We start from the raw sequence: 13,021 nt of genomic DNA on the forward strand, positions 1-13,021 counted from the left end.
CATCAAAAAAGGAGAGTCTTCCGTCATGTCAACATCTATCACCGCTTACGACACCATCGCAGCGATTTCGACACCGCCTGGCGAAGGTGCCATCAGTATTGTCCGGCTCAGCGGCGAAACTGCTGTGACAACCGCCAATAAAGTTTTCAAAGGCAAAGACCTCACGAAAGTCAAAAGCCATACGATTCACTACGGCCACATTGTCGACCCGGAAACAGGCGACTTGATTGATGAAGTGATGGTGAGCGTGATGTTGGCACCGAAGACGTTCACCCGCGAAGACGTGGTGGAGATTAACTGTCACGGCGGCATTGTAGCGACCAATCGCATTTTGCAATTATTGCTTGGCGAAGGTGCGCGCATGGCCGAACCCGGCGAATTTACCAAACGCGCCTTCTTAAATGGCCGCATTGATCTCACCGAAGCCGAATCTGTCATGGATCTGATTCGGGCCAAAACCGATCGCGCCATGCAAGTCGCTGTCAATCAGCTTGACGGGAATCTGCATACATTAATAAAACGGCTGCGGCAGGAAATTCTCGAAGTGTTGGCGCAAGTTGAGGTCAATATCGACTATCCCGAATATGACACCGATGAAATGACGACTAAAATGCTGCTTGAAAAAGCGCAGACTGTCAAAAAGGCGATCGAACAGCTGCTAACAACGGCTAGTCAAGGCAAAGTGTTGCGCGAAGGACTGGCGACAGCGATTGTCGGTCGCCCGAATGTCGGGAAAAGTTCGCTGCTGAATCATATGCTGCATGAAGATAAAGCGATTGTGACTGATGTTGCCGGTACCACGCGAGATGTGCTTGAGGAATACGTCAATGTTCGCGGCGTCCCGTTGAAGTTGGTCGACACTGCCGGCATTCATGACACCACCGATAAAGTCGAAAAAATCGGCGTCGAACGATCCCGGCAAGCCATCACGCAAGCCGATCTGATTTTGCTTGTGTTGGATCAAAGTGAGCCGCTGACTGCCGAAGATCGCGAACTCATCACGGCGACTGCCGACAAAAAGCGGATCATTGTTTTAAACAAACAAGATCTGCCGAAGCAACTTGATACCGACGCCTTGTACCAATTAGTTAAACCGCATGAAGTCATTAAAACAGCCATTCCTACAAGTGATGGGATGGACGCGCTGGATGAGCGGATCGCCAAACTTTTCTTTGGCGGCATTGAAAATAGTCAAAGTACCGTCATGGTCTCAAATGCCCGCCAAATCGGTCTGTTGCGGCAGGCCAGTAAGAGTCTGGATGCTGTGATTGCCGGTATTCATGCAGGGATGCCAATTGATTTGGTTCAAATTGACATGACCGCGGCATGGGACAAACTCGGTGAAATTACCGGTGAAAGTGCGCCGGATGAATTAATCACCCAGTTATTCAGCCAATTTTGCCTAGGTAAGTAACCGTTAATATGATGAAAACAGATGCTTGGAGGAAATCAGATGCCAGAAGTAAAGAAGTTTGAAGCCGGCAAGTATGACGTGGTGGTTGTCGGCGCCGGTCATGCCGGATGTGAAGCTGCCTTAGCTGCGGCGCGCATGGGTGAAAAAACGTTGTTGCTGACGATTAGCCTGGAAATGCTGGCGTTCATGCCATGCAATCCGAGCGTTGGCGGCCCGGCAAAAGGAATCGTGGTTCGCGAAATCGATGCACTTGGCGGTGAAATGGGCAAGAATATCGACCGTACCTATATTCAGATGCGGATGCTTAACACCGGTAAAGGTCCGGCCGTGCGGGCATTGAGAGCGCAGGCAGATAAAGCTGCCTATCATCGCAGCATGAAGCACGTCATTGAAAACACCCCCAACCTGGATTTACGTCAGGGTTTGGCAAATGAAGTACTGGTCGAAGACGGTATAGCGGTCGGCATCGTGGCCGCGACCGGTGCGATTTACCGGGCCAAAAGCGTTGTGCTCACCGCTGGCACTAGCTCCCGCGGTAAGATTATCATCGGCGAGCTGATGTACAGTTCCGGTCCCAATAACAGCCTGCCAAGTATCAAGTTATCCGAGAACCTGGAGAAACTCGGCTTCAAATTACGCCGGTTTAAAACCGGCACACCGCCGCGAGTCAACGGCAACACGATTGATTTCAGCAAAACCGAGGAACAGCCCGGCGACACGACGCCGAATCACTTTAGTTTTACCACTCCTGATTCGGTTTATCTCAAAGATCAGTTAAGCTGCTGGATGACGTATACCAACGCAACGACCCATCAAATCATTCGTGAGAATCTGGACCGTGCGCCGATGTTTTCCGGCGTCATTAAGGGTGTCGGTCCGCGCTATTGCCCATCCATCGAAGATAAAATTGTCCGTTTTGCCGACAAGCCGCGCCATCAGTTGTTTCTGGAACCTGAAGGCCGCGACACTTCCGAGTATTACGTCGGCGACTTTTCAACGTCCATGCCTGAAGAGATTCAATTGAAAATGCTGCACAGTGTGGCGGGCTTGGAAAAGGCCGAGCTCATGCGTCCCGGTTATGCAATTGAGTATGATGTGATCGAACCGTGGCAGCTGAAAGCAACACTGGAAACCAAAATTGTTGAGAATCTGTACACGGCTGGCCAGATGAATGGCACCAGCGGCTATGAAGAAGCGGCTGGTCAAGGGATTGTTGCTGGAATCAACGCGGCTCGCCGTGCTCAAGGTAAGGGACCATTCACTTTGAAGCGATCCGATGCTTACATTGGGGTCATGATTGATGATCTGGTTACCAAAGGCACAAACGAACCTTACCGCTTGTTAACGAGCCGCGCAGAATACCGTTTGTTGTTACGCCACGACAATGCTGACTTACGCCTCACGCCAATGGGTCACGAGCTTGGTTTAATCAGTGATAAGCGATACGCTGCCTTTTTGGCGAAACGCCAGGCCATCACGACTGAATTGAAGCGACTGGAGACGACGCGGTTGAAGCCCAAGGACGTTAACCCGTGGCTTGAAGCTCATCATTTTACGCCTCTGAAAGATGGGGTTCTCGCTAGTGATTTCCTGAAGCGGCCGGAAATCGACTATCAAACCATGGCGCAATTTTTACCTGACAATCCGGAGCTAGATCATCGGGTGATCGAACAAGTCGAAATTCAAATCAAGTATGCCGGCTACATTGCCAAGGAAGAAGCAAGTGTTGCCAAGTTGAAGCGGCTTGAAGGCAAAAAGATTCCGAACCGCATCGATTACAACGCCATCAATGGTTTGGCAACGGAAGCGCGGCAGAAACTGGTTAAAATCCAACCGGCAACGATTGCCCAAGCTAGCCGAATCAGCGGGGTTAATCCGGCCGATGTGGCGATTTTGTCGGTGTATATTGAGCAGGGACGGATTAGTAAAGTCGCGCAGTGAGCAGTAATATGAAAAGCCAGAAGACTTGAGCTGCAAGTCTTCTGGCTTTTTCTTTTGCCGCGGCTGTTATTGATCTTTTTGTTATTGCTGATATTTGTTATGTTGTCGTTGTCGTTATGTTTGGTGTTAATGCGCCTTAGTTTGAGATTTTATTAAGTGACTAAGCAAAGTGAGAATGGAAAAAGGGGCTGCTAGATCGTGGACTTTTTTCATTGGTTAACGTATGGAACTGATGAAATTCCGATCAGGTTGTGACAGCTTGTTTTTAAATGGCTATTTATGGCGGACCGCTTGTCACTGGCGCTAAAAAAGCCGACAATTAGTAAAACGCAACGCGATAAGGAGCAGGACGTATGAGCCAACCGGATACAGAAGAAATTTTAGAGGTTTGCGGCAAGGTCGGTGAGATTTTGCTCAATGCCGGGGCGGAGACGTCGCGCATTGAGACGACGGTTGAATATATCGGTCATGCTGCCGGGGCGCGGGTGGCCTGTTATGCAACCATTACCGCGGTGTTTGTCAGCTTGGAAAATGAGAGTCGAACGCGCTTGATCAAGTCGTCATTGGGTGGCTTTAATTTGCAGAAGGTGGATGAACTGAATCAGCTTTCGCGGGAGTTCGTTGCCCACAAAATCACATTTTCAGATTTGGAGCGAGAAGTAGCTCGAATTGAACGACAGGTGATCAATTTTCCTTGGTGGGCGCGCATTCTTGGTGCTGGCTGGGTTTCCGTGGCGCCGATGTTGCTGTTTAAAGCGACAAACGGTGATCTGGCGTGGGCGTTTTTTGTCGGGATCTTTGGTTATCTCGGCGCGGAATTTGTCGGCCGCCGCACCACGACGCCGTATTTCAAAGAAGCGACCGGGGCGTTTGTGGTAGCGATTTTGGCGGAGTTGCTCATGAATATTGGCTGGGGCGATAGTGCTGGTAATATTATTATCAGTGCGCTGATGCCGTTGGTGCCGGGAGTTGCAATTACCAACGCGATTCGTGAAATTTTATCGCGGCAGATTATCAGCGGCATTGTCCGAACTGTGGACGCGGTTTTTGTCGCCGGGGCAATTGGTTCCGGGGTTGTGATTGCGATTGTCTTGACGCAAGTGTTGGGGGGACGTTGACGTGAGGTTACTCGTTGAATTTATTATTAGCATCTTATCGAGCATCGGTTTTGGCGTCATCACCAATATTCCCAAGCGCGCATTGCTGCCAGCAGGGATTACGGGCGGCGTTTCCTGGTGCGCTTACTGGCTGATCAGTTTGCAGGATCACAGTCTGGTTCTGCCGAATTTCACTGCTACCGTGATTATTGGGTTGTTAGGCAATTATTTTGCGATTCGCCATCGCGTACCGGTGAATACGATTTACATACCGAGCCTTGTCTCGCTAGTGCCAGGTGGGATTGCTTATCTGGGCGCGCGCAGTTTTACCATGGGAAAAGCAGCCAGTGCCGCACAACAGATTTATAATGTTATTTTGATTGCGATGGCCTTGGCGGTGGGGTTCGTGGTGGCTGAAGTGATTTTCAAAGCCATTCGCCCGTTTTTGATTCGATTGATCGCCAAACTACCTGAGGTTCAGACAAAATCCCAAAAATGAAACCGATTAAAGCACACAAAATACGCCGCTGCTCAACTTGTTGCAATTGAGTAACGGCGTATTTTTGTGGCAAAGTGCGCTCAGGCAGCAGCTTCGCCAGTGACTTGTTCCACTTTTTTCATGGCGGATACAATCTGCTGCGGCGTAAGGTCCTTGTCGATTAGAATAAAAGTTTCCTCAGGTTGTGCGGCAAATTCAGCAACTTGCTGCATCTTCTGGGCAACATTTTTCGTGACGTGTAGATCTTCAAGGTTTAACGGTAGGCCGATTTTTTCATAAAAAGGCATCAAGTTACGAATTTCATCGTCATCTCCAGTTGTGGCGAGTTGAACCAAAATGCCGTAAGCCACTTTTGAGCCGTGGAGAATGGCGTGCGTTTCCGGCAGGTAGGACAGGCCGTTGTGAACGGCGTGGGCGCCTGCTGCACGGCCATCAACGCCGCCGAAACCGCCAACTTCTCCGGCCAATCCGATGATCGTATCGGCCACCGCTTCAAAAGCAGGCGTGTCGCGGCCAGCATCCAGATCGGCCAAGGCTTGCTCAGCATTTTTGAAGAGAATTGCCTGAATGGTTTTGGCAGACGCACGACTTAGCTGACCATAAGCATTGAGCTGATCAACCTTGTTGCGGGTGATGCCGTCCATTTCGTACCATTTCGCCAGCGTGTCGCCAATCCCGGCAACAAAGAAATCATGTGGCGTGCTGAGCAGCAGGTTATAGTCAACCAAGGTGATGTAAGCGGACTTTTTAAAATATTCAACGTAACTAAATGTATGTCCCTGTGCGTGGTAAATCGCCGCTAACGGTGTGAACGGTGCACAGTTGGAGGCCAAGGTGGGGATGCTAATGAGTTCGGCGCCCAGTGTTTCTGCAGCGACTTTTGCCGTGTCGATCAAGCGGCCCGCGCCGATTCCCACGACAGCATCGGCTTGTCCGATCGCTTCAGCTAACGCATGACCATTTTCGTCACTGGCCGAGCCGTCGTAATGATAAACCGGCAAGTCCAGGGTGCCTGGATAGGCCTTGTTAAACGCCGCAAAACTCTTTTCACCGGTAATGACAACTGGCTTGGTGAAATCCTTCAAAATGGTATCCAAATAAGCAAGCGCGCCTGCCCCACTCACAAACCGATTGGCGCCAGGGCGTAAATCAAATTCCAACTCCATCGACAAAACTCCTCTCATGTAAATCTCATCTTATGTGATAATTGTTAACATACGCGCTGTCATAACCGAAGTCAACCAAAAAATAAAAAATATTTGGTTTTCGGAAGGGATTGGCATAAACGGCTGCATGTTCACGTGGACAACTTGTGAAACAAAACGGTTGACATTTAACTCGAATGCAGATAAACTGCTTTCATCTTTAAAAGTAACTGATAAAATGATGAAACGTCATGAAGCGGAGAGTAGTCAGAAACGCAGCTTAAGTGAGTCGATGGGTGGTGGAAATCGATGCAGGCGTCTGGTGAAAATGACCGCGGAATGGATCCGGCGATAAGTCGGGTACGCACTAGGCCTGCGTTAGACGGTCTCGATGTCAACAGGCATCGTTAAGGTTACGTGGTAACGAACCAGGGTGGTACCCCGACATTGTCGGCCCTGCTGAATCATTTTTTGATTCGGCAGGGCCTTTTTTTGAGCGTGAGCTAGCCCGGTTAGAAACCGGAGTGTAAGTGGCCTCGGGCGTGATGGCCCGGTTCTGGCCATTGCGACCGAGGTCCTTACACGCAGATTTCTGGGCTGGTGAACGCGTCGGATCTAGTCCGTTGCGTCAAGGAGTGCATCACGTTAGTCAGCTCACCTTCAGGCAGGTCATCATTTTATCAGCCAAACAACCCATAATAGGAGGATTTTTACATGAAAAAATGGTTGAAGTTAAGTTGGGCAGCAATTGTTGCATTCAGTCTTTTAGTCGTTTTGACCGCATGCGGCGGCAGCAGCGCCAGCAGCAAGGCATCGACGGATCAGCTGTCGGATAAAACCATTACGGTCGGCGTGACAGCTGGGCCGCACGAATTAATCATGAAGCAGGTTGCAAAGTTGGCCAAAAAAGATGGGTTAACCATCAAACTCAAGCAATTCACCGACTACAACAGTCCAAACGTGGCTTTGAACGATGGTGATTTAGGCGCTAACAGTTACCAGACGCTGCCGTTTTTGAAAGAACAGATCAAATCCAAGAATTTTAAGATTACGCAGGTCTTTAAAACCGTGGCGTTTCCAATGGGCGTTTATTCCAAAAAGATAAAAGACTTGAAGTCACTCAAGAAAGGCGATTCGATCGCGGTACCGAACGATCCGTCAAACGAGTTGCGGGCGTTGCAGCTTTTCGAAGCCGCTGGTGTGATCAAGCTTAAAGCCGGCATTAGCCAAAAGGCGACAAAGGCTGATGTTGTCGAGAATCCGCTGGGACTAAAAATTGAGGAATTGGAAGCTTCGCAGTTGCCGACGCACTTACAAGATGTGACAGCGGCGGCCATCAACACGAATTTTGCTTTTGATTCCGGACTCACGATCAACCAAGACGCGATTTATCATGAGAAAACCAAGAATAATCCTTATCCCAACTACTTTGTGGTCCAGACCAAGCATCAAAATGATAAGGTTATCAAGCAAATTAAGAAATACTATCAGAGCAAAACCATTAAGGATTATATTGCCAAGGAATTCAAGGGATCGATCGTACCGGCCTTTTAAGCGGTGGATATGATTCAAAAAGAGGGATGGAAATGACGCAATTAACACTTGCTTTAGCGCAAATCGACATCGCGTTTGGTCAGCCGGCGCGAAATTATCAAACTGTTGCCGATGCTGTTGCTGAAGCAGCCCGAAAAAAGGCGGATGTCGTGGTGTTACCGGAGATGTGGAATACCGGCTATGACCTTGAACATCTAGAGACGCTTGCCGATCCGGATGGCTTGCAGACGCAGACTTTTTTGAGCGATCTTGCGCGCCACTATCACCTGGCAATCGTGGGTGGCTCGATCGCCACAGCAGAAAATGAACATTTTTTCAATCGAAGTTTGACGCTGGATGCTCGGGGCCACTTGCTGGCGTCTTATGCGAAGGCGCATCTTTTTCGCCTGATGAATGAGGAAAAGTTCATCACCGCCGGATCAGAGCCTAATCACTTTACACTTGGGGTGCCGGCTAGTGTGGCGATTTGCTATGACTTGCGGTTTCCAGAGTGGTTTCGGCGCATGGCCAGCGATGGAACGCAGCTATTTTTCCTGCCGGCTGAATGGCCGACGCCGCGATTGGAACAATTTTCTGCATTATTGACAGCGCGCGCTATTGAAAATCAAGCCTTTGTGGTGGCGGTGAATCGGGTTGGGCAAGATCCCGATAACAAATTTGGCGGACAAAGCCAAGTGATTGATCCGTTCGGCAAGCGCCTGTTGCAATTGGACGATCAGCCGCAAGTCGGTGTCGTGACCATTGATCTGGATCAGATCGCGGCCACGCGTCAACAAATTCCGGTTTTCGCGGATCGGCGCCCGGAACTGTATTAAGCACCCAGACACACTAACAACACAAATTCATTAAAAAGGGGAATCAGACAAGTGACATTTTCAGAATCAGCGGTGCTTCAAGCGCTGCCTAAGCAGTTTTTTGCCAGCCTCGTCAAACATGTCAATGCACGGATTGCGGCTGGCCATGACGTAATCAATTTAGGCCAGGGGAATCCTGACCAACTGACACCTGACAATATCGTGCAGGCGGCGCAACAGGCGGTGGCTAAGCCGGGAAATCATAAGTATTCACTTTTTCGCGGTTTACCAACGTTTAAGCAGGCAGCGGCCGACTTTTACGAGCGCGAATATGGCGTTCAGCTGGATCCGGAAAAGGAAATTGCGGTTTTGGGCGGCTCCAAAATCGGGTTAGTGGAATTGCCGCTTGCGTTGATGAACCCTGGTGAGACGATTTTGCTGCCTGACCCGGGCTACCCAGACTATTTGTCAGGCGTCACATTGGCTCGGGTGAAACTGGCCTTGATGACGCTGACTGCCGAGAATGACTGGCTTCCTGATTATGCTGCGATCGAGCCGGCAGTGGCAGACGCTGCCAAGCTGCTTTATCTGAACTATCCAAATAATCCCACGACCGCGGTGGCAACCCCGGTGTTTTATGAGCAAACCGTTGCTTTTGCCAAGGCGCATCACATTGGCATTGTCAGTGATTTTGCTTACGGCGCGCTCGGTTTTGATAGTCAGCGTCCCGTGAGTTTCTTGCAAAGTCCTGGTGCGAAAGAGGTGGGCATTGAACTTTACACACTTTCGAAGACATACAACATGGCCGGTTGGCGCTTGGCGTTTGCAGCAGGCAATGCCGATATGATCGAAGCCATCAATCTGATTCAGGATCATCTTTTCGTCTCGGTTTTCCCTGCGATTCAGCAAGCGGGGATTGAAGCGCTCCTTGGTGACCAGACATCGGTGCCTAAGCTAGTTGACTTATACCAGCAACGCCGCGATGCGTGGTTCTCTGCGACAGAGGCCATTGGTTGGCATGGAAAAAGATCGCCAGGCACCTTTTACGCTTGGATGCCCGTGCCTGCTGGTTACACCAGCGAATCCTTCACCGAATTACTTTTGGAGCGAGCTGACGTGGCCGTGGCTGCCGGTAACGGCTTTGGCGACCATGGAGAAGGCTATGTTCGAATCGGCTTACTCACCAGTCCGCAACGTTTGCAGGAAGCAGCTCAGCGCATCGGAAAGCTGGGGTTGTTTTAAAGGACGAAGCCGCAGCATTTGGTCACAATGACCGGGTGCTGCGGCTTTTTTTGAGGCAGCAAAAAAGCGCTAGGATTTCCCCAGCGCTTCTAAATATTATGATTTCAAAATATCAATCAAATTCTTATTCGCCGCGCTCTTCGCTGGCAATAAGCCAAACAAGATGCCGACAATGCTTGAAATGGCAAAGGTGCCGATGACAGAGCCCAACGTGACGACAGGCTTGAATGGCAGGAACATGGCGATTACCCACGCGGTTAAGGCGCCCACAATGAGACCGACAACGCCGCCAGTCAAGGTGAGCATGACCGATTCCAAAAGAAATTGTTTCATGATTTCGGCTGGGGTGGCGCCGACTGCCATGCGGATGCCGATTTCCTGCGATCGTTCCGAAGCGGAAATATACATCATGTTCATGACGCCAACACCTGCAATCAGAAGGGAGATACCGGCAATGGCACTTACAAAGAGCGTTAAGGCGCTGATGACATTACCAATGCCTTTCAGTAATTCGCCATAGTCAAAGTACGAATACTCGCCGCTGCGCCGTTCACTGCCGGACTTTTTCAGTTTCTCAACCACATCTTTGGTCAGCTTGCTGACGTCACTGCCAGGGGTATACGTGATCGCCAGTTTTCGGCCTTCTTGGGAAAGCTGGCCGGCGCGGTACGCTTTTTCCGGCACCAACACATCGACGTCCAGCGCAGAATAAGGCGTTTTGGGTGGGCTGAAAATACCGACAATATTATAATTTTTGGTTCCGAGTTCCAACGAAGAATTTAAGGCCGCGGCATTACCGTGGAAGACTTTCTTGGCCAGTTTTTTGGAGATGATGGCATCTTCACCATCTGCTTGCAGCGAGTCTTGGCTAAAACCGTGGCCGGCGTTTAGCTGAATGTTGGGTTTCGCCTTGTTGACCAAGGTAACGGACATCATCGTATCGGCATTTGCCAGCTGACCGTTGACTTGAAGGCGCTCCTTGTCGTGTTTAATGACGACTTTTTTGATTTTGTCTGGCGCTGTTTGCTTGGCCAAAGCAATATCACTTTCTTTGAAGCCGGCATCAGTCTCGCTGCTGCTGGTGGGATTAAAAGTGATTTCGGCGGTTTGCTGGCCTTGGGTGTCGGCCTGCAGGTTCTTCACGGTCGCAGCCTTAATTCCGTTACCCAAGGAAAGAATCGTGACCACAGACGCAATCCCGATGACAATGCCGATCATCGTTAAGAAGCTGCGGCGTTTGTTAGCCGCCAGCGCGCGAAAAGAGATTCTGATGAGTTCACTTAGTCGCATGGGCCACCTCCGTATCGCTGATGATCTGGCCGTCGAGGATTTTAATTATCCGATCGCTTTGCTCGGCCACATGTTCGTCATGAGTCACCATGATAATCGTGCCGCCTTTTCGGTGTAACTCTTTGAAAAGCTGCATAATGTCTGCCGATGTGTGGCTGTCCAATGCGCCGGTGGGTTCGTCGGCAATCAGAAACTGCGGCGAGTTTGCCAACGCCCGGGCGATCGCCACCCGTTGTTGTTGCCCACCGGATAAGTTCCGCGGCAATTTATTTTCCATCCCTGCAAGACCGACCGATTCCAGCAGCTCGGCGATCCTGTCACGCACTTCCGATCGCCGGTGTCCGCCATAGCTCAAGGGAATCAGAACATTTTCAAAAATATTCAAGTTGTGAATGAGGCTGAAGTTTTGAAACACAAAGCCCACATGACGGTTACGCATGCGTGAAGCCTTGGTTGCGTTGAAGTCAGCCACATTTTCGTCTTGGAAAAAATACTTACCTTCAAATGCCGTGTCGAGAAAGCCGATGATATTGATCAAAGTCGATTTTCCTGACCCTGAAGGCCCCATAATCGCAACGAATTCACCTTCGTCAATGTGCAAATTGATGTCTTTGAGGACGTGAAAAGCGGTCGCACCTTGACCGTAGCTTTTGTTAACATGCTGAAGATCAATCATCAACGGTCACCTTCGCTCCGTCTTTGGTGGACTTTGTGGGGTTTTCCAAAATGCGGTCGCCACTGGAGAGGCCGTCCGTGACTTCATACATGTCATCTTTCTTGGTGTAAGTGATCTTGGTCCGTACCGCTCGGCCGTTGACCACTTTGTAAACAGCGCCTTGGCGGACAGCAGTTTTAGGAATCTGCAGGCCGCTTAAGGGGATGATCATGCTGACCGACTGACCGTTTAAAAAGCCGTGATCCAGCTTGGCGGTGACGTTGTACTTAGCCAGATTCAGTTTGCTGGATTTCGCCGGATCGCTGCTAATGAAGTTAACGGATGTGGTTTGTTTCGTCTTGGTCGATAGTGCCTGCACCGTTACTGGCTGATCAATTTTAACATCGGCATAATCAAACTCGGAAACCTGACCGACTGCTTCCATTTCCGAAGAGGTTTCGGTGAACGATTGCTGGCCATTTGCTTGATAATCAATATACAAGCGACCTGCAAACGGCGCCTTAACGATGGTGTTGAGATTTTGCCGCAATTTTGTCAGATCCTGATTGGCTTGATCAATGGATGCGGCTGAATCCTGACGATTACTTTGCGCTTCATCCAACTGCGATTGCAGGTCGGACCTTTGCGGATCGTCAGCTGCTAACTGATTGATGGACGTTTTGATTTGGTTGATCTTGTCGTCCATTTGTTTGAGACTGCGTTGTTGTTTCTGAAGTGACTGGTTTGCCGCGGCGATTTTTTCCTGCACATCAGGGTGGTAAACCGTCAAGAGTTGCTGACCGGCTGTCACTGTATCACCGTTTTTAACCGATTGATTCTGAACCGTGCCTTCAGGGATATCGATTTTTTGCGAGCGAACGGCCTGGGCCTGGCCAGATAGCCGCAACTCGTGGCGCTTAACCTGAAACGTCGCAACCGTATCCTGAGCCGTTGACTGTTGAGGTTGCTTCTTTTGCGTTACGAAGAAAATAATGGTCACAACAATGATAGCCAAAACGCCGATGCCAATGATCACCATTCGTTGGGAAATACCTTTGTGTTTCGCCTGTCGCTTTTTCAAAATTCCGCCTCCATGTAAACGCATTTTTACCGTGCCGTTGGTGCAAGTATACGGATTGAATTGGTTAACGTCCAATCATAGAATTCGCGGAATTATTTGGTTTTCCCATTAAGAAACGAACTTTGTAAAAAAAATGACGTTTCAGCGTTGAAAGAGCGACTTGATACAGATAGTGGTGTTTAGTTGACGAGGTCAGGAAGAAGTTCGGATGATTGAGTGACTTAGAATAACAGAAGGGCTTGAGTCAGTGACGTTTGGGAAAATTTTGAAAGTTCCACGTGAAACAAATATGGTTGATATGAAGACGGG

At 49.7% G+C, this 13,021-nt stretch carries 11 protein-coding genes and 1 other annotated feature; of the genes, 7 read left to right on the forward strand and 4 right to left on the reverse strand.

The genetic code is table 11. The features are described from left to right. Window positions 1-25 precede the first annotated feature (25 nt). From mnmE to BVJ53_RS08300, 4 genes are all read left to right on the forward strand, one after another. Window positions 26-1,414 carry a tRNA uridine-5-carboxymethylaminomethyl(34) synthesis GTPase MnmE gene (gene mnmE / locus BVJ53_RS08285; protein ID WP_129302005.1) on the forward strand — a complete coding sequence of 463 codons (1,389 nt, stop codon included), beginning with the start codon at window positions 26-28 and terminating at the stop codon, window positions 1,412-1,414. A gap of 39 nt (window positions 1,415-1,453) precedes the next feature. Next, window positions 1,454-3,355, forward strand: a complete 1,902-nt coding sequence (gene mnmG / locus BVJ53_RS08290; protein WP_129302006.1) for a tRNA uridine-5-carboxymethylaminomethyl(34) synthesis enzyme MnmG — start codon at window positions 1,454-1,456, stop codon at window positions 3,353-3,355. A 353-nt stretch (window positions 3,356-3,708) separates the two neighbouring features. Further along, the gene (locus BVJ53_RS08295) at window positions 3,709-4,473 is read left to right on the forward strand and encodes a threonine/serine exporter family protein (protein ID WP_129302007.1); all 765 of its coding nucleotides are present in this window, start codon (window positions 3,709-3,711) and stop codon (window positions 4,471-4,473) included. A gap of 1 nt (window position 4,474) precedes the next feature. Continuing rightward, window positions 4,475-4,951 (forward strand): threonine/serine exporter family protein, encoded by a 477-nt coding sequence (locus tag BVJ53_RS08300; RefSeq protein WP_129302008.1) that lies wholly within the window; start codon window positions 4,475-4,477, stop codon window positions 4,949-4,951. Window positions 4,952-5,031: 80 nt separating this feature from the next. Here BVJ53_RS08300 and BVJ53_RS08305 read toward each other — a convergent pair whose 3' ends face one another. Beyond that, the gene (locus BVJ53_RS08305) at window positions 5,032-6,117 is read right to left on the reverse strand and encodes an iron-containing alcohol dehydrogenase family protein (RefSeq protein WP_129302009.1); all 1,086 of its coding nucleotides are present in this window, start codon (window positions 6,115-6,117) and stop codon (window positions 5,032-5,034) included. A gap of 221 nt (window positions 6,118-6,338) precedes the next feature. Further along, window positions 6,339-6,557 (forward strand) — a binding site (T-box leader). Window positions 6,558-6,810: 253 nt separating this feature from the next. On the opposite strand from BVJ53_RS08305, the gene BVJ53_RS08320 reads away from it, so the two are divergent. Genes BVJ53_RS08320 through BVJ53_RS08330 form a run of 3 tightly spaced genes read left to right on the forward strand, consistent with a single transcriptional unit; the run spans window position 6,811 to window position 9,686 of the window. After that, window positions 6,811-7,650: a MetQ/NlpA family ABC transporter substrate-binding protein gene (locus BVJ53_RS08320; protein ID WP_129302010.1), complete on the forward strand. Its 840-nt coding sequence runs from the start codon at window positions 6,811-6,813 to the stop codon at window positions 7,648-7,650. A gap of 32 nt (window positions 7,651-7,682) precedes the next feature. Further along, on the forward strand, window positions 7,683-8,465 hold the full coding sequence (locus BVJ53_RS08325) for a carbon-nitrogen family hydrolase (protein WP_129302011.1): 783 nt from the start codon (window positions 7,683-7,685) through the stop codon (window positions 8,463-8,465). Window positions 8,466-8,516: 51 nt separating this feature from the next. Further along, a complete protein-coding gene (locus BVJ53_RS08330; RefSeq protein ID WP_129302012.1) occupies window positions 8,517-9,686 on the forward strand; it encodes a pyridoxal phosphate-dependent aminotransferase in 1,170 nt (389 codons plus the stop codon). A gap of 96 nt (window positions 9,687-9,782) precedes the next feature. Here the strand turns inward: BVJ53_RS08330 and BVJ53_RS08335 are convergent, their stop codons facing one another. From BVJ53_RS08335 to BVJ53_RS08345, 3 genes are read right to left on the reverse strand one after another with little or no spacing between them, the layout of a single operon-like run. After that, the gene (locus BVJ53_RS08335) at window positions 9,783-10,976 is read right to left on the reverse strand and encodes an ABC transporter permease (protein WP_129302013.1); all 1,194 of its coding nucleotides are present in this window, start codon (window positions 10,974-10,976) and stop codon (window positions 9,783-9,785) included. Beyond that, window positions 10,963-11,652, reverse strand: a complete 690-nt coding sequence (locus tag BVJ53_RS08340) for an ABC transporter ATP-binding protein (protein WP_129302014.1) — start codon at window positions 11,650-11,652, stop codon at window positions 10,963-10,965. The genes BVJ53_RS08335 and BVJ53_RS08340 overlap by 14 nt, the downstream gene beginning before the upstream one ends. Next, window positions 11,645-12,736, reverse strand: a complete 1,092-nt coding sequence (locus tag BVJ53_RS08345) for an efflux RND transporter periplasmic adaptor subunit (protein ID WP_414467438.1) — start codon at window positions 12,734-12,736, stop codon at window positions 11,645-11,647. Before BVJ53_RS08345 ends, BVJ53_RS08340 begins: the two co-directional genes overlap by 8 nt. Window positions 12,737-13,021 lie beyond the last annotated feature (285 nt).

This window comes from Lacticaseibacillus chiayiensis (assembly GCF_004123795.1).
Classification (GTDB): Bacteria; Bacillota; Bacilli; order Lactobacillales; family Lactobacillaceae; genus Lacticaseibacillus; species Lacticaseibacillus chiayiensis.